Source organism: Rhodoferax potami, assembly GCF_032193765.1.
Taxonomy (GTDB): domain Bacteria; phylum Pseudomonadota; class Gammaproteobacteria; order Burkholderiales; family Burkholderiaceae_C; genus Allorhodoferax; species Allorhodoferax potami.
In genome coordinates this window covers 241,054-258,026 of record NZ_JAVBIJ010000001.1, presented here as the reverse complement: position 1 = coordinate 258,026, position 16,973 = coordinate 241,054, and the positions used below count along the sequence as shown (strand labels likewise).

Genomic DNA, 16,973 nt, shown 5'->3' with positions numbered 1-16,973 from the left:
GGCTCCTCCTTGACCTACGCAAAGCGCATTGCCCCACAGGCTTGGCGTGGTCTGAGTTGTTCCGATAGATTTCATTGCACCGCCCAAGTTGGTTTGCGCTTTTGTATGAATGCGGTCATGCCCTCTAGTCCCTCTGCGCTTTGCGCTGAGTGGGCGAATACGGCGGCGGCGTGCTCCACCAGGTCGGCTGCAGGGCTGAAGCGGGCTTGCTGCATCAGGGCTTTGGTGGCGGCCAGGGCGCCGGGGGCACAGGCCTGAATTTCTGCTAGCACTCGGGCAAGCGCTTCCGGCAATTCGTCAGCACTGCACAGCTCATGGATTAAGCCCATTCTGTGCGCCCCAGCAGCGTCCAAGCGCCCGCCGGTCACGGCCAAGCGCTTGGCCTGCGAATAGCCCAAGCGCTCGACCAGAAACGGCGCGATCTGTGCGGGCACGACGCCAAGCGACGTCTCGGGCAGGCGGAACGAGGCACTCTCATCCGCCAGCGCCACATCGGCCACACAGGCCAGGCCGAAGCCGCCGCCCATCACCGTGCCTTCCAGCACGGCCACCACGGCCAGCGGGGTCTGGGCGTAGGCCATGCACAGGCGGCCGAAGGCGGCGTTCACCTCCGCAATCGGGTCCGGCGCGCCAGCCTCGCGCTGCATGGAGCGCATGCGTGCGCCAGCCATGTCTTTGAGGTCCGCACCCGCGCAGAAGTGCCCGCCCGCGCCGCGCAACACCACCACGCGCACAGCGCCTTCACTCCCTGCAGTGGCCTCAGCCGCCTGCAACGCTTGTTGCAGCTCGGCCACCATTTGCAGGGACATGGCGTTACGCGCCTCAGGCCGGTTCAGGGTGATGTGCAACACCGCCCCCACCTGCTCTGGGCGGATATGTCCGTAGCTTGGCGCAAGCGTATTTTCTCCTTTTTCAGGAGCTGCTTGCGCACTATCCATGGGCGCTAGCGGGCTATTTGACTCAGAAACCTGCATAGCTCACGCGGCCTTGCCGGGCAGAGTGCCTTCGAGCTTGCAGATGATGCCCAGCATGATTTCGTCGGCCCCGCCACCAATCGAGATGAGGCGGCTGTCGCGGTAGGCCTGCGAGATCGGGTTATCGGCGGTGAAGCCCATGCCGCCCCAGTACTGCAGGCAGCTGTCCGTCACTTCGCGGCTCAGGCGGCCCGCCTTGAGCTTGGCCATGGAGGCCAGCTTGGTCACGTCCTTGCCGCCCACGTATTGCTCCACCGCGCGGTAGGTGAGCGCGCGCAGGCACTCCACCTCGGTGCGCAGCTCGGCCAGGCGGAAATGCACCACTTGGTTGTTGAGAATGGGCTGACCGAAGGTCTGGCGTTGGCGGGTGTAGTCGATGGTGAGGTTGATCAGGTTGTCCAGCGAGCGCAGGCTGCTGGCCGCACCGTAGAGCCGCTCCTCCTGGAACTGCAGCATCTGCAGCATGAAGCCCATGCCCTCCTGGCCGATCAGGTTGCGCTGCGGCACCCGCACGTTGTCAAAAAACAGCTGCGCCGTGTCGCTGCTGTGCATGCCGATCTTCTCGATCTTCTGGCGGGTGATACCCGGCGCATCCATGGGCACGATGATGAGCGACTTGTTCTTGTGCACCGCGCCTTCGCTGGTATTGGCCAGCAGGCAGCACCAGTCGGCCTGCATGCCGTTGGTGATCCACATCTTGGAGCCGTTGATCACGTAGTCACCGCCGTCTTTGCGGGCTGTGGTTTTGAGGGCTGCCACGTCCGAGCCGCCCGTGACCTCGCTCACGCCTATGCAGCCCACCATGTCGCCTGCGATTGCCGGCGCGAGGTACTGGTTGCGCAGCTCGTCGCTGCCGAAGCGGGCCAATGCCGGAGTGCACATGTCGGTCTGCACGCCGATGGCCATGGGCACACCGCCCACATTGCAGTCGCCCAGCGCCTCGGCCATCACCATGGAGTAGCTGAAGTCCAACCCCATGCCCCCAAACTCGGTGGGGTACTTGATGCCCAGCAGCCCGAGATCGCCCATCTTCTTGAACAACGCACGCGCCGGGAAGATGCCCGCTTTCTCCCACTCCGCGGTGAAGGGGTTGATCTCGTTGGCCACAAATTTGCGCACCGTGTCGGCAATCTGGGTGTGCTCGGAGGTGAATTTCATGGGGTGTCCTCGGGTCGTTGTAATGAGTGAGTCGGTCAGCCGCGCTCAGAGGCGGGCCACACCAAAAGTGTTGGCGTTCAGCCGGCGGTCAGCGGCTTCTGCAGCCAGCGCCAGGCACAGATACAAAATGCGGCGGGTGTCGCGCGGGTCGATGATTCCGTCGTCCCACAAGCGGGCCGTGCCAAAGAGCGCTGCGCTCTCTTTGTCCAGCCGCAGGCGCAGCCCGTCGGACATGGCCTTGAGCGCTTCATCGTTCGCCTCCGTGCCCATACGCTCCACCTTGGCGCGGTTCACGATGTCCATCACCTTGGCGGCCTGCGCGCCGCCCATGACGGCGGTGCGCGCGGTGGGCCAGCTGAAAATAAAGTTCGGGTCAAACCCGCGCCCGCACATGCCGTAGTTGCCCGCGCCATACGAGCCGCCCAGCACCACGGTGAATTTGGGCACGCGCGCGTTGGCCACGGCCTGAATCATCTTGCTGCCGTGCTTGATGGCGCCATTGCGCTCGGCCACCGAGCCCACCATGTAGCCGGTGGTGTTCTGCAAAAACAGCAGCGGCGTGCCGCTCTGGTCGCACAGCTGGATAAATTGCGCCGCCTTGGTAGAGCCCGCGGGTTGAATCGGCCCGTTATTGCCAAGAATGCCCACCAATCGGCCTTCGATGCGAGCGTGGCCGCACATCATCTCGGGGGCATAGCCGGCCTTGAATTCCAGAAAGTCCGAGCCATCCACCAGCCGGGCAATCACCTCGCGCACATCATAGGGCTCGCGCTCGTCCGCAGGGACGATGCCCATCAGCTCCTGCTCGTCAAACAGCGGTGCTGCAAATCCGGTGCGTTGGGCAGGCGCCTGAGGTGCAGTGTCCCAGTTGATCTTGTCCATCAGCTCGCGGGTCAATGCGATGGCGTGGGCATCGTCTTCAGTGAGGTACTCACCCAAGCCGGTCACTTGCGCATGCGTCTCGGCGCCGCCCAGTTCGTCGTCAGTGCAGTCCTCGCCGATGGCGGCTTTCACCAGCGGCGGGCCAGCCAGGTAAATACTGCTGCGCCCGCGCACCAACACCACATAGTCCGACAAACCCGGCAGATACGCACCGCCCGCCGTGCTGGAGCCATGCACCACCGAGACTTGCGGTATTCCCGCCGCCGACATGCGCGCCTGGTTGGCAAAGCTGCGCCCGCCCTCCACAAAAATTTCGGACTGGTACATCAGGTTGGCGCCGCCACTCTCCACCAGGTAAATCACCGGCAGCTTGTTCTGCAGGGCCACCTCCTGAGCGCGCAGTGCCTTCTTGAGGCCCATGGGTGCGACCGTGCCGCCTTTGACGGCGCTGTCGTTCACCGAGATCAGGCAGCGCTTGCCCGCCACGGTGCCGATGCCGATGATGGAGCCGCCACCCAGCACTGCCTTTTTGCCGTCGTCGTCATGCATGTTGAGGCCGGCCAAGCGGCTCAGCTCCAGGAACGGCGAGTTGCGGTCCAGCAGGCGGGCGACGCGTTCGCGCGGCAGCAGCTGGCCGCGCTTCTCAAACTTTTCGCGCTTGCTTTCCGACTCGGCAATCACCATGTCCTGCAAGCGCTGCACCTCGGCCAACAGGCCCTGCATGCGCTGGGCATTGGCGGCAAAGGCATCGGAGCGCGGGTTGATCTTGGAACGCAGGGCAGGCATAGGTCTGGGCTTTCTGAATTGCTTGACGCATTAGAGGTCAGGGTAACGTTAACGTCAACCAGTTGCCGTATAGGTGTTTTCACTATGCCTTACGTTATGCTCGACCACTACCATCCGCCACGGTCCATTCGATTTACCCGATACCGGAGAACACAACATGTCCCTCGAATCCGCAACCCAAGCCATCCGCGCCAAAGTGGGCGACGACAGCGGCCTCAACGCCACCCTGAAGTTCGACATGGGCGCTGACGGCGTCATCGTCATCGACGGTGCCAGCACCCCCAACACCGTGAGTAACACCAACACCGATACCGACTGCACCGTCGGCATCACCCTAGACAACCTGCAAGCCATGCTGGACGGCGACCTGGAGCCCGCCACCGGCTTCATGGCCGGCAAGCTCAAGGTCAGCGGTGACATGGGCGTAGCGATGCGCCTGCAACGCGTGATCTGACCCTGCGCATGGCCTTGAAAGACACAGCGTCCGCCGCCTTGACCGACGCGCAAGCGTTTGTCGACTCCCACCGCGACGAGGGCACCACCGAACTCTTCGGCATCACCGAGCTGTGCCGGGAGTTCGGCATCACCCTGCGGGCGCTGCGCTTTTATGAAGACAAGGGCCTGCTCGCCCCCCGCCGGGTGAACGGCGCCCGCGTCTACACCCGGCGCGACCGGGCACGTCTGGCCCTGATCCTGCGGGCCAAGGCCATAGGCTCGCCGCTCTCAGAAATCAAAACCTATCTGGATTTGTATGGCGACCATGGCGAAGGCCGTGCGCAGCAGCTGCAGTACGTGATCACCCGCACTGACAACGAGATCACTGAGCTGGAGAAAAAGCGCGCCCAGATCGACGCTACCCTGGCCGAGCTGCGCGTCATCAACGGCAGCTGCCGTGGCCTGCTGGCCGAGCGGCAGCGCAAGCCCAAGGGCAAGGCTTAGGGCCCTACCGAGGCTAAATATGGGTCAAATCAGGCGCTAGCCCTCGCAGAACCTGCGCGTGTAGCTCCTAAAATAGGAGCAAATTACCCGCGCTTCAGGTGAGCATCTGGTCTTTGGCTACAAAGTATTTGCGAGCGTAGGCCACCAGCTGGCCGTCGGTGGGGTGGTCAATCGTCTCTACACCCACCACCTTGTTGCCCACCTGCGGGTCGTGGCTGTGCAGGTGCTTGATGAGTTGCAGCTTGGCCTGCGCGGGGCCCACCACCAGAATTTCTTCAGCGCCTTTGAGCGCCTCGGCAATCGCGTGAAAGTATTGCTTGTCCTCAGCTGCCTTGCCCGAGCCCACTACGCCGCTCTTGGCGTGCACCTGCGAGTGCGGGTGCTTGGGGCGCACGATGGACGCCTCCACATCGTCCGGCGCAATGTGCATGACATGCGCCTCCGAATGATCCAACCAGACAACTGCGTGGTAATGCGACATGGTGTTTCTTTCTGAGTGTTGAACAACACCTCCAGCGTAGGCCTCTGGCAACCGCAGGTATTGCGCTGGGTCAAGCTGCGCACAGACGGCAGAACCATGCTTTACATACAGTACATTTTGAGGATTGCGCCCGCGAGCCCTGTGCACGCAGCGCAGCAGTCACCCGATGACCCCGTTTTAACGAGAAAGCAGCAGCCCCATGTCTTCTGTGCCCCACTTGCCCTTGGCTCCCCACCCTTTGCGCACCGGCCGCACCCTGTTGGCCGCCGGCCTGATGGCCAGCGCGCTCTCCGGCTGCGCCATCTGGCCCAAGGCATTGACTTGGGGCGGTGCAGATACATCCACTCCCACCGCGGCTGCAGAGCCACTGACACCGCCGCCTGCACCACCCATGGTGGCCGAAGAAGCCCCCAAAGCGAACGCCAACCCGGTACCCGCCAGTGCGGCAGAAACAGCCGCCATCGAACCGCGCCCTGTTTTGGCATCCACACCCGTCATGGCACCGCCTGAAGCGGAAACCCCCAAAGCCACCGGGCGCGCCACAACCAATGGCAAAGCCAACCCCAAAGACGCCGCCAAGTCAGCACCCACTAAAGCCGGCAGCAGTGAGTTGGTGCCTGGCTTTTATATCAACGTCGGTTTGTTTGCGGTGCCCAGCAACGGCACCAACGCCTTCCGCACCCTGGAGAAGGCGGAGCTGCCCGTGTTCACCGATGTGGTGAAAAGCAAAAAAGGCGCCCTCACCCGCGTGCGCGTAGGCCCCTACCTGAACAAGGCATTGGCCGATGCTGCGGCTGACAAGATCAAAGGGATGAAGCTGGAAGCGGTGGTATTTCAGCGCTGAGCTGCTAATGCGCTGATAGCTTCATCGCGGAATGAAAAAAGCCTGTGGGTCGTGAGACGCACAGGCTTTTTGTTTTGTTTGAATGGTAGGGCGTGAGTGACTTGAACACTCGACCAAAGGATTATGAGTCCTCTGCTCTAACCAACTGAGCTAACGCCCCAACCGAGCCGCAGATTGTAGCCGCGCAATCTCTCGTCCGCACCACCAGCGAACACTCCACTAAATCCTTCTCTAAGCTCACGGAAAGAATTGAATTCGGAAGCTAAGGATCCTTCTTTGCTCGTTTTACTCCGCTAGAGGATGCCGAATGCCCCCTCCAATTTTCTATGGGGAAGCGCACTTCGTCGATACGTAAAGCCACGTTGTGGTGGCCGTTCATAGCCGAGCTTGTGCTCTGAAGCTTCGGCATTTGCGTCTCTACCTTCATCACCCTGCGGAAAAGTTGAGAAAATAAATTCTCATTTTGGGAACACAATTTTTATTGGGCTGATGTATAATTTTCCCAAAATGGGAACAAAAAAAGACTATGAAACTTATTGGCAGGAATCGACTTAAGGTGCTTTACGGCAAGGATGACCAGACTGACGCATGGTTACGGGGTTGGGTATCCGAGCTATCGCAAGCCAACTGGAAGATGGCCAAGGATGTCTTACGTCAGTTCCCAAAAGCCCAAAGTGTCGCGAATGATGTGTTTTTGTTCCCGGTTGCGCTACAGCCGCAATGTATCCAGGTTGCAATTGTTTTTCCACAGGCCGTTGCTTTGGTGACGGACCTAAAGAGTACGAGTTGATGATGCGAGTAGACGCCAAAGTAATCCGCTCTGAAGAGCAACACCAAGAATACCTCTTGGAAATAGAGCGACTTATCGCTTGCGAACCGCCGCCAGGCAGCGAAACGGCCGACAGTCTAGAACTCCTGTCTGTGCTGGTTGAAGCGTACGAAAATCAGAAATTCCCAATTGAGGCTCCCGATCCAATTAGCGCAATTCTGTTTCGCATGCAAGAACAAGGGCTGAAGCAGTCTGATCTTGCACCTTACTTTGGAACTCGCAGCCGGGTATCTGAGGTTTTGGCAAGAAAGCGACCGCTGACAGTGAACATGATTCGTGCACTTTCCAGTGGACTGGGCATATCCACGGAAACACTAGTTGGCATGGATTCGATTGAAGTTCCAAAGACGGATAAAGATGAAGTTGACTGGGGCAGTTTCCCCATAAAGGAAATGATGGCGCGCGGCTGGCTTCAAAAGCTGGCAAATAAAGCAGTTAAGTCGACAGAAGACCTAGTGAAAGGCTTCATCACAAATGCGGGCGTCGAATTCGGGAGTACTGCTTTTCGTCGAACGCTGGGCGGAGATGCTTATTCACCTTCCACAAAGTACGCGCTATATGCGTGGTTAGCACGTGTGATTCAGAAGGCAAGAGAACGGAAGAGCATGCTAGGGACTTTTGATAGAGATCAGTTTTCAACTGCCTTTATGCGAGAACTCGCGCAGTTAAGTTGGTCAGACCAAGGCCCAGCGTTGGCAGTAGAGTTTTTAGAAAAACGTGGCATTGCGGTAGTTATTGAGCCACATTTGAAAGGGACACTGCTAGACGGGGCAGCTTTGCAGGATACCGATGGAACACCCATTATTGGACTTACTCTGCGGTTTGATCGGTTGGACAATTTTTGGTTTACCTTACTCCACGAGGTCGCGCATTTGTGGAAGCATGTGGATGAGGAAGAGACGTTCTTGGACAACTTAGATGCCTCATCTGAGGACAAGCGCGAGGTAGAGGCAAACCGGATTGCAAAAGAAGCGTTAATCCCCAGGATCGCTTGGAAACGTAGCGATGCCTACTTGAATCCAAGCAATCAAGCCATAGATGCGCTGTCCAGAGAATTGAAGATACATCCGGCAATCATCTCTGGCCGGTTACGGAAAGAGCGGGAAAATTACACGCTCTTCAATGATTTGATTGGTCACGGACAGGTACGTAAACACTTTAACTTTTCTGAGCTGGAGGTCTAAATGAGTCTTCTATATGTTCCAGTGATGGGCGCTAAAAAGGGTGAATTCACAGCCCTTACAAACTTGGCGGCAGGTATTTCAGAAAAAGTGATGCCTGTCTTTGAGTTGCCCGCCCAAAAGCCCGATGCACGTTTGTTCGAAAAATCCATCCTTCGAACTGCGACTAGCGCTGGCAAAGCTTGGCCCGGACGCCAGGCGTTTTTAGATATTTCTAAGTGGAAGCCGAACGCGCGAACCGAAAGTGGAATTCATGTTTTGGAATATGCGTTTTCAGTGTTCCGATCAAATGGCGTTCCGGTTCAACCGGTAGTCGGTTACGACCGTTGGGACGATCCTCTGTACGTCCAAGCGCACAAGAATATTCGTACTTCGGTACAAGTAACACCTTGCATTCGCATTGATCGTGAAGCCGTGCAAGATGACATGCCTGACGTTGAGTATTTCTCTGAGCGCATGAATGAAATCATGGAAGCGCTCAACGTCGGACCAAAAAATTGCTACATCCTCCTCGACTTCGGCAACGTATCTACGGTTGCAGTCCCAGACTTAATGGGAGATGTTGAGCGCGCCGTAGGCGTTTTGCGTGGTTTGGGCTTCGGCACTGTAATTGTTGCAGGTGGATCGATGCCTGCAGTTGTGAATGCGGCGGTAAACAAAACGAACTCGGAAGGCTGCATCCCGCGCATCGAAATGCTTGCCTGGAAAGCAATTTTCTCTGCCAGCAAAGACACGTCACTTATTTTTGGCGACTATTTGATTCGAAACCCTGATGCGATTGAGGGAGTGATTGCTCCTGATGCAAACGCCAAAATTCGATACACCATTAACAATCAGTATTTCATTGTGCGTGGACATTCAAAGCGACTGGAAACATTGACTTCTCAACACAAACGGCTTTGCGCCACCCTTGTGGCGTCGGCTCACTATATGCACACGACGCCTCCTTTTAGTTGGGGGGATGCTGAAATCTTGAATTGCGGCTTGGGCCTTAGAGAAGTTCGCGAAGCAACTAGCATGATCGCTATAGACAGCAACCACCATGTCAGCGCTGTTGTTGCAGAGATTTTTGAGCATCAACGCACGGTTGTCTCGAGCCCGTCAGCAAGCGCAGGTCTGAGTGTCTAATTGAGTGAATGTCCGCAGCTTGGAGCAGCGGTCTAGTTGGTGCTGCCTAGGCGCAGACGGATGCAATAAAGTGCTTAATCTTGGCTGTTATCTGGTCGCCATTATTTGTGGTGACTCAGCGCGTTGCTCACCAGCTTGGAGGTGATATCCACAATCTGGATCATGCGGTCATACGCCATGCGGGTGGGGCCGATCACGCCTAGCGTGCCAACCACTTTGCCATCCACCTCGTAGGGGCTGCTGACGATGGACAGGTCTTCAAACGGCACCACCTGGCTCTCGCCCCCGATGAAGATGCGCACGCCTTCGGCCTGGCCGGTCACGTCCAGCAGGCGCATAAGCTGGGCCTTTTGCTCAAACAGCTCAAACGCGCGGCGCAGGTGGCCCATGTCGCTCGAAAAGTCAGACACCGACAGCAGGTTGCGCTCGCCGGAGATCACCACTTCGTCTTGCGTTTCGGAGATCACTTCCGAGCTGGCATTCACCGCTGCTTGCATGAGAGTGGCAATCTCGCCGCGCAGGCTTTCTACCTCGCCTTGCAGGCGCTGGCGCACTTGCTCGATCTCCAGCCCCATGTAGCTGCTGTTCAAAAAGTTGGCCGCCTCGGCGAGCTGGCTTTGGGTGTAGTCCACCTCGGTGAAGATGACGCGGTTTTGCACATCGCCATCGGGCGCCACGATGATGACCAGCAGCCGCCGCTCCGAGAGGCGCAAAAACTCAATATGCCGGAAAGCCGATGTGCGGCGCGGCGCAATCACCACCCCCACAAACTGCGACAAGTTGGAGAGCAGATTCGCCGCGTTGCTGATGACTTTTTGCGGCTGATCGGGCGCGAGGCTGTGCGCAGCCATGTGGCCTTGCTGCACCGTGAGCATGGTGTCCACAAACAGGCGGTAGCCGCGCGCGGTGGGGATGCGCCCGGCCGAGGTGTGGGGGCTGACGATGAGGCCCAGGTCCTCCAAGTCCGACATGACGTTGCGGATGGTGGCGGGCGAGAGGTCGAGGCCGGACTCTTTGGAGAGCGTGCGGCTGCCGACGGGCTGTCCATCGGCGATATAGCGCTCTACGAGCGCCTTCATCAACATCTTGGAACGTTCATCGAGCATGCCGGTCATTTTAGTAACCTATTTAGTGTCTAATTTGCGCATGTTGTCTCTATTTAGGCATGTCGCTCTGATCGGCAAGTACCAAACCACCGGCACCAGCGCTGCGGGGGCCTCGTCCCGCAAATCGCTGGACGAGATTGCCCATTATTTGATGGACCAGGGCTGCGAGGTGGTGATCGAGGCCGACACCGCCGCCAACACGGGCCTGAGCAACTACACCACCATGGATGTGGACGGCATTGGCACCCATTGCGACCTGGCCTTGGTGGTGGGTGGCGACGGCACCATGCTGGGCATCGGGCGCCAGTTGGCGCGCTACCAGGTGCCGCTGATCGGCATCAACTCCGGGCGGCTGGGGTTTATTACCGACATCCGCTTCGAGCAATACAAAACCACACTGGCCCCCATGCTGGCTGGCCACTACGAGGTGGACGACCGCGCCCTGATGCGCGCCCGCGTGATGCGCGACGGCCACTGCGTGTTTGAGGCCGAAGCTATGAACGATGTGGTGGTGAACCGCGGAGCCACCTCGGGCATGGTGGAACTGCGCGTGGAGGTAGACGGACACTTTGTGGCCAACCAGCGGGCGGACGGGCTGATCATCGCCTCGCCCACGGGCTCCACCGCCTACGCCATGTCGGCCGGAGGGCCGCTGTTGCACCCCTCGATTGCGGCTTGGGTGATGGTGCCGATTGCGCCACATACATTGTCAAACAGGCCGATAGCCCTCGCCGATAGTGCGCACATAGCTATCGAAATCGTAGCAGGACGCGATGCCAGCGCCAACTTTGACATGCAAAGCCTGGCCAGCTTGATGCACGGCGACCGCATTGAGGTGACCCGCTCGCAGCACAAGGTGCGCTTTTTGCACCCGAAGGGCTGGACCTACTTTGACACCCTGCGCCAGAAAATGCATTGGAATGAAGGGGTGGCGTAAGCACCACCCCTATTGAAAACATGGCACTCAAGCGAATTGTTCTCAGAGACTTTGTGATCGTCAGCGAGCTGGAGCTGGACCTCGAATCCGGCTTTTCGGTGCTGACAGGTGAAACTGGCGCGGGCAAATCCATCCTGATTGATGCGCTGCAGCTCGTCACTGGCGCGCGCGCCGACACCGGCGTGATCCGCGAAGGCGCGGCCCGCACCGATGTGAGCGCTGAGTTTGACAACGCGCCCGGCCTGCAAGCTGTACTGGACGAGGCCGGGTTTGAGAGTGGCGACACCCTGCTGCTGCGCCGCACGGTAGATACGCAGGGCAAAAGCCGCGCCTGGGTGAATGGCAGCCCCGCCACCGCGCAGCAGTTGCGCACCATCGGCGAGCAGCTGCTGGACATTCACGGCCAGCACGCCTGGCAAAGCCTGACCCGGCCTGAGGCAGTGCGCGGCTTGCTGGACGCCTATGCCAAGTTGGACACCAGCGCTCTGGGCAGCCTGTGGGCCACCTGGCGCCAGACCCAACAAGCCCTCACCCAAGCCCAAGCCGCACAAGACAGCCTGCAGCGCGAGCGCGAACGTCTGGCCTGGCAGATTGGCGAGGTAGACAAGCTCAACCCCGGTACCGACGAGTGGCCCGAGCTCAACGCCAGCCATAGCCGCCTGGCCAATGGGCAGGCGCTGATTGATGCCGCCCAAGGCGCCGTCAACCTGCTGGAAGACGACGACACCAATGCGCTAGCCCCGCTGCACGCTGCCCTGCAGCTGCTGCAAGCCCAGTCGCACCTGGAAGCCGAATTCAAAGATGCCATTGAGGCCCTGAACTCCAGCGTCGCGCAGATAGAAGATACGGTACACAGCCTGCGCTCTTATGCCCGCCGCGCCGAGCTGGACCCGGAGCGGCTGGCGGAGCTGGACGAACGCATGTCGCTCTGGGTGAGCCTGGCGCGCCGCTACAAGCGCCCGCCCGAAGAGCTGGCCGAGTTGTGGGCGAGCTGGAAAACCGAGCTAGCCCAGTTGGATGCCGCCGCTGACCTGGACGGCCTGCAAGCCAAAGAGCGCAAGGCCCAAGCCGCCTTCATGGCGGAGGCCAAAGCCCTCTCCAAACAACGCGCCAAGGCCGCACCCTTGCTGGCCCAAAGCATCACCCATGCCATGCAAGGGCTGGGCATGCAAGGCGGCCGGTTTGAGGTGGCACTGGAGCCCTTGGCCCAGCCCCAGGCCAGCGGGCTGGAAGACGTGCAGTTTCTGGCCGCGGGCCATGCGGGCAGCACACCGCGCCCGGTGGGTAAGGTGGCCTCGGGCGGCGAGCTGTCGCGCATGGCGCTCGCCATTGCGGTGACCACCAGCCGCTTGGGCACCGCCCAGACCTTGATATTTGACGAGGTGGATTCCGGCGTAGGCGGCGCAGTCGCCGAAACCGTGGGCCGCCTCATGCAGCAGCTGGGCAGCGACCGCCAGGTGCTGGCCGTGACCCACCTGCCCCAAGTAGCCGCCTGCGCGCACCACCATTTGGTGGTTTCCAAGCAGCTGCAAGGCAAAGCCACCCTGAGCACCGTGGCCCCCGTGGGCGGCGAGCAGCGCGTGGCCGAAATTGCCCGCATGCTAGGTGGGGAGAAACTCTCAGGCACTACGCTGGCACACGCGAAAGAAATGTTGCAGTCAGGCCTATAAAAAATGAGCTCTCTACACACGTCGATGGAAATTGTGCTGATCACCGGCATGTCGGGTTCCGGCAAATCGGTGGCGCTTCACGCCTTGGAAGACGCAGGCTTTTACTGCGTCGACAACCTGCCGCCCGAGCTGCTGCTGCCCTTTGTGGAGCTGGAACGCCAGCACGACGCACAGCGCATCGCCATTGCGATGGATGTGCGCAGCGCGGTCTCACTGCCTTTAGTGCCCCAGCAACTGGCTGCGGTGCGGGCGCTGGGCGTGGTGGTCAAGCCTTTGTTTTTGGACTCCACCACCGACACGCTGGTGCGCCGCTACTCTGAGACCCGACGCAAGCACCCCTTGTCACAGGGTAGCTCCGACCATGGCGAGCGCGATGAGCGCCGCGCGCTGGTCGATGCGATTGAGCTGGAGCGCGAGCTGCTGGCCGACCTGCGCGAGCAGGCCCATGTGATTGACTCCAGCATCATCCGCCCCTCGCAGTTGCAGAGCTATGTCAAAGCGCTGATCGCCTCGCCCGGGGGGCAACTCACGCTGGTGTTTGAATCGTTTGCCTTCAAACGGGGCGTGCCCACCGATGCGGACTACGTGTTCGATGTGCGCATGCTGCCCAACCCGCACTACAACCCCGAGCTCAAGCACCTGACCGGGCGGGACCAGCCGGTGATGGATTTCCTGATGGCCGAAGATGCCGTGGCGCTCATGCAGCACCACATTGCCCACTTTCTGGAAAGCTGGCTCGATGCTTTGGCGAGCGACCACCGCAGCTATGTCACCGTGGCCATCGGTTGCACGGGCGGCCAACACCGCTCGGTGTTTTTGGTAGAACAACTCGCCAAGCGCTTCAGTGGTGAGTGGATCACCCTCAAGCGCCACCGCGAGATGGACGCAAGAGCCTAAAGCCCCCACGCTCCGCCGCTGCGCGGGTCGCTGCCCCCCACGGGGGCGCGTTTGGCAAAACCCCGAGTCCACGCCTTGGGGCGGCCCGGCGGCAAAACCCTCTCTAGCCTTCCAACAGCTTTCGCACAGGTGCCGGCAAGCCCGCCGCAGCCCATTCGGCGGGCGTAAACCAAGCGCCCTCGCCCAAGCCACTTGCTATTAAATCCATAGCAACTTGCGCACATTCCACCTGCGCTGGATGCATAAATAGGTCTTTATGCGTGAGCACATGGGTCACTGCGGGCAGGAAGTGCAAGTCGCCAGCAAACGCGGGCGGTAGCGCGGCGCGCAACGCGTCTTCACTCTCAAACAGCGGAAAGCACTGCAAGCCCGCCCACACACCAGGCGTGGGGCGCTTGCTCAGCCACACTGCGCCATCAACACGCCGCAACCACAAGAGCCACAGGCTCTGGCTGCTGCGCTTGAGCTTGCGGGTGCGCACCGGGTAGCGCTCGGCGTCTCCTGCCTTGGCAGCAGCGCACTGGTTTTGCACCGGGCAGAGCAAACAGCTGGGCCGCTTGGGGCTGCAAAGCGAGGCGCCCAAATCCATCATGCCCTGTGTGTAGCGCGGCATCACACGCGGGCCCTCAGTGGCCACCTCGGCCGCGCTGGGCAGCAGGGCTGTGGCCTGGTCCCACAGAGCGCGCTCATTCTTGGTGGAGGCCAGATCGGCGTCAAACCCCAGCACGCGGGTGAGCACACGCTTGACGTTGGCATCCATGATGGCCACCCGCTCGTCAAAACACAGCGAGGCAATCGCCGCAGCGGTGGAGCGGCCTATACCGGGCAAGGTGACCAGCGTGGCCGCATCGCGCGGGAAGGCACCGCCGTGCAGCTCCATGACCAGCTGGGCGCAGCGGTGCAAATTGCGGGCGCGGCTGTAGTAGCCCAGGCCGCTCCACAGGCCCATGACCTCGTCACTGCTGGCGGCGGCCAGGTCTGCCACCGTAGGGCAGCGGGCCAAAAAGCGGTCGAAATAGCCGATGACGGTGGCCACCTGCGTTTGCTGCAGCATGATCTCTGACAGCCACACCCGGTACGGGTCTTGGGTGTTTTGCCAAGGCAGGCTGTTGCGGCCATGCTGCGCCTGCCAGCGCACCACGGCGGTGGCAAAACTCGGTGTCGCCATAGTCAGACCAGTTCGACGTCGACTTCGGTCAGCGCGGTGCTGCTCTGGTGCGCCGCTACCAGGTAGGAGGTGAGCTCCATGAGCTTGTCGTCCAGCACATTCAGGGCGTTGCTCTGCAGATTGATTTCACCGATGCGGTCCTCCAGGCCACCCGCGGCCTGCGAGATGCGGTCAATCGCTTCAATACGGCGCACAAAATTGCGGCGGCGCTCGCGCAGTTGGGCATCGAGCTGCGCTGCAGACGCTTTGCTCCAGAGCTCTACATCTGCCAAGGCGGTTTCGTGGACCGTGCGCAACCGCGTGGACAAGGCGCGCACCAAGCGGTCTGCAAACTCCGGCTGGGCCAGGCGGAAGGCATTGCCCAAGCCCAAATACTGCAGGTGATTGCGTTCGATCGTGTCCAGATCCACCGTGAATCGGGCCATGTCCGGCTGCGCCGGTGGCTGCAGCGAGAAGCCGTATTCGGCGTTCAGCGCGGTAAAGCTGGCCTCCAGCATGGTCTGGATTTCGGCGCACAGGGCTTGCACCCGCTGCAGGTTGGCACGCAGGCGGTCAAAGGTTTCGCTGTAAGCCCGCTTGACGCCCAACTTGAGGCCCTTTTGCAGCAACGTGTCACCCAGCCCGGCCATTTCTTTCTTGAGCATGGCTGCGCCCAAAATGTTGAACACCTCGCGCAGCAGGCGCAGATGCACTGAGCGCACTGCATGGATCTTGGCGCCGCCCTGGTCAAACTCGGCCTGCTCTTGCGAGATGCGGTTGCGCATGTGCTTGATGACGTTGGCGTTTTTGCCCTGCAGGCTTTGCAACTCCATCATCTGCTCGGTCAGGTCGCGCTTACGGATGTTGATGACGCGACCGGTTTCAGCCCGCAAATCCGTAATTCCGCCCTTCATGGCGGAAGCCAGAATCTGCTGGCGCTTGCCCATCATGCCGTGGCCGAGCACGTCTTCGAGCACCGGCAGGCAACTCTGGCGCAGCAACGCATCGTCTTCGGTGACCTTGGCGACCAGGCCCTTCTGGGCCGACACCGCAATCACCCGCTCTTTGGAAATCCCCAAAATATCAGCGGTGCTGGTGCGCTGGCGGTCGATCTGGGTCTGAATCTGGGCGGGGGTACTGAGGGCGTCCCACAGCGTGTCGATCTTGTTGAGCACCACCAAACGCGCTTCGGGGTCGGTGGACTCGGTGATCAGGTGCTCGCGCCAGATAGCCAAGTCAGACTTGGTCACCCCGGTGTCGGCGCCCAACATGAACACCACGGCGTGGGCCTGGGGAATCAGGCTGACGGTCAGCTCCGGCTCAGCGCCGATGGCGTTCAGGCCCGGGGTGTCCAGAATCACCAACCCCTGCTTGAGCAGCGGGTGGGCAATATTGATGAGCGCATGGCGCCAGCGCGGCACTTCGACCATGCCCTGCGCGTCCACCATGGGGTTGTCTTCAGGGGCTTGGGCATTCCAGAAGCCCAAGGCGCGGGCCTCTTCTTGTGTCACCCGAATGGTTTCGGCGACTTTTTCCAAGGCCTTGGCCAGTTGCTGGGGATTGTTCACATCGAGGTCGATGCGGGTCCACTTCTCGGGCGCCATGCGCCATTCCATCAGCGCCTGGGGTTGCAGGCGGGTCTCGATCGGGAGCAGGCGCAGGCAGGGGGGCACCTCAGCGTCATAACCCATCTCAGTGGGGCACATGGTGGTGCGGCCTGCGCTGGCCGGCATGATGCGCCGGCCGTAGCCCGCAAAGAACAAGGCGTTGATCATCTCGGACTTGCCGCGCGAGAACTCGGCCACAAAGGCCACCATCACCTTGTCAGAGCGCAGCTGGGTCTCCAGGCGCAACAGGCGCTCTTCGACGCCGGCATCCAGCAACTCGTGGTCTTTCAGCCATTCGGCCAGCAGCTTCAGGCGCAGCGCAAACTCACGCCGCCATGTGCCGTGTTGGTCAAATTGATCGTTGAATGAAGTAGCCACGTAGTCCCCCGAGGAATCGGCCAATATAG

The 16,973-nt window shown here is 60.4% G+C and carries 15 protein-coding genes and 1 tRNA gene; 8 read left to right on the top strand and 8 right to left on the bottom strand.

What is annotated here, in order from left to right; translation table 11 throughout:
* Positions 1 to 71: 71 nt before the first annotated feature.
* From RAE21_RS01260 to RAE21_RS01250, 3 genes are read right to left on the bottom strand one after another with little or no spacing between them, the layout of a single operon-like run.
* A complete protein-coding gene (locus RAE21_RS01260; RefSeq protein ID WP_313879781.1) occupies positions 72 to 938 on the bottom strand; it encodes an enoyl-CoA hydratase/isomerase family protein in 867 nt (288 codons plus the stop codon).
* A gap of 39 nt (positions 939 to 977) precedes the next feature.
* On the bottom strand, positions 978 to 2,132 hold the full coding sequence (locus RAE21_RS01255; protein ID WP_313879780.1) for an acyl-CoA dehydrogenase family protein: 1,155 nt from the start codon (positions 2,130 to 2,132) through the stop codon (positions 978 to 980).
* A gap of 45 nt (positions 2,133 to 2,177) precedes the next feature.
* Positions 2,178 to 3,800 carry an acyl-CoA carboxylase subunit beta gene (locus RAE21_RS01250; protein ID WP_313879779.1) on the bottom strand — a complete coding sequence of 541 codons (1,623 nt, stop codon included), beginning with the start codon at positions 3,798 to 3,800 and terminating at the stop codon, positions 2,178 to 2,180.
* A 157-nt stretch (positions 3,801 to 3,957) separates the two neighbouring features.
* Here RAE21_RS01250 and RAE21_RS01245 point away from each other — a divergent pair, with 157 nt between their 5' ends.
* Together RAE21_RS01245 and RAE21_RS01240 are read left to right on the top strand one after the other, a co-directional pair.
* Positions 3,958 to 4,254, top strand: coding sequence for an SCP2 sterol-binding domain-containing protein (locus RAE21_RS01245; protein ID WP_087494838.1), 297 nt, complete (start codon positions 3,958 to 3,960; stop codon positions 4,252 to 4,254).
* 8 nt (positions 4,255 to 4,262) lie between these two features.
* Complete coding sequence (locus RAE21_RS01240; RefSeq protein WP_313879778.1) at positions 4,263 to 4,739, top strand: MerR family transcriptional regulator; 477 nt, start codon at positions 4,263 to 4,265, stop codon at positions 4,737 to 4,739.
* 94 nt (positions 4,740 to 4,833) lie between these two features.
* Here the strand turns inward: RAE21_RS01240 and RAE21_RS01235 are convergent, their stop codons facing one another.
* The gene (locus RAE21_RS01235; protein ID WP_313879777.1) at positions 4,834 to 5,220 is read right to left on the bottom strand and encodes a translational machinery protein; all 387 of its coding nucleotides are present in this window, start codon (positions 5,218 to 5,220) and stop codon (positions 4,834 to 4,836) included.
* A gap of 199 nt (positions 5,221 to 5,419) precedes the next feature.
* Between RAE21_RS01235 and RAE21_RS01230 the strand changes: the two genes are divergently transcribed.
* The gene (locus RAE21_RS01230; protein ID WP_313879776.1) at positions 5,420 to 6,064 is read left to right on the top strand and encodes an SPOR domain-containing protein; all 645 of its coding nucleotides are present in this window, start codon (positions 5,420 to 5,422) and stop codon (positions 6,062 to 6,064) included.
* An 83-nt stretch (positions 6,065 to 6,147) separates the two neighbouring features.
* Here the strand turns inward: RAE21_RS01230 and RAE21_RS01225 are convergent.
* Positions 6,148 to 6,224, bottom strand: a tRNA-Ile gene (locus tag RAE21_RS01225).
* Between the two features lie 629 nt (positions 6,225 to 6,853).
* On the opposite strand from RAE21_RS01225, the gene RAE21_RS01220 reads away from it, so the two are divergent.
* Positions 6,854 to 8,077 carry an ImmA/IrrE family metallo-endopeptidase gene (locus RAE21_RS01220; RefSeq protein ID WP_313879775.1) on the top strand — a complete coding sequence of 408 codons (1,224 nt, stop codon included), beginning with the start codon at positions 6,854 to 6,856 and terminating at the stop codon, positions 8,075 to 8,077.
* Complete coding sequence (locus RAE21_RS01215) at positions 8,078 to 9,202, top strand: beta family protein (RefSeq protein ID WP_313879774.1); 1,125 nt, start codon at positions 8,078 to 8,080, stop codon at positions 9,200 to 9,202. It abuts the gene before it with no gap.
* Positions 9,203 to 9,303: 101 nt separating this feature from the next.
* Here the strand turns inward: RAE21_RS01215 and hrcA are convergent, their stop codons facing one another.
* Positions 9,304 to 10,308: a heat-inducible transcriptional repressor HrcA gene (hrcA, locus tag RAE21_RS01210; RefSeq protein ID WP_313879773.1), complete on the bottom strand. Its 1,005-nt coding sequence runs from the start codon at positions 10,306 to 10,308 to the stop codon at positions 9,304 to 9,306.
* A gap of 40 nt (positions 10,309 to 10,348) precedes the next feature.
* Here hrcA and RAE21_RS01205 point away from each other — a divergent pair, with 40 nt between their 5' ends.
* From RAE21_RS01205 to rapZ, 3 genes are read left to right on the top strand one after another with little or no spacing between them, the layout of a single operon-like run.
* Positions 10,349 to 11,245: an NAD kinase gene (locus RAE21_RS01205; protein WP_313879772.1), complete on the top strand. Its 897-nt coding sequence runs from the start codon at positions 10,349 to 10,351 to the stop codon at positions 11,243 to 11,245.
* A 20-nt stretch (positions 11,246 to 11,265) separates the two neighbouring features.
* On the top strand, positions 11,266 to 12,915 hold the full coding sequence (gene recN, locus RAE21_RS01200; RefSeq protein WP_313879771.1) for a DNA repair protein RecN: 1,650 nt from the start codon (positions 11,266 to 11,268) through the stop codon (positions 12,913 to 12,915).
* Positions 12,916 to 12,918: 3 nt separating this feature from the next.
* Complete coding sequence (rapZ, locus tag RAE21_RS01195; protein WP_313879770.1) at positions 12,919 to 13,812, top strand: RNase adapter RapZ; 894 nt, start codon at positions 12,919 to 12,921, stop codon at positions 13,810 to 13,812.
* Positions 13,813 to 13,915: 103 nt separating this feature from the next.
* Here the strand turns inward: rapZ and mutY are convergent, their stop codons facing one another.
* Positions 13,916 to 14,980, bottom strand: a complete 1,065-nt coding sequence (gene mutY, locus RAE21_RS01190; protein WP_313879768.1) for an A/G-specific adenine glycosylase — start codon at positions 14,978 to 14,980, stop codon at positions 13,916 to 13,918.
* Positions 14,981 to 14,982: 2 nt separating this feature from the next.
* A complete protein-coding gene (locus RAE21_RS01185; RefSeq protein ID WP_313879767.1) occupies positions 14,983 to 16,944 on the bottom strand; it encodes a dynamin family protein in 1,962 nt (653 codons plus the stop codon).
* Positions 16,945 to 16,973: the final 29 nt, after the last annotated feature.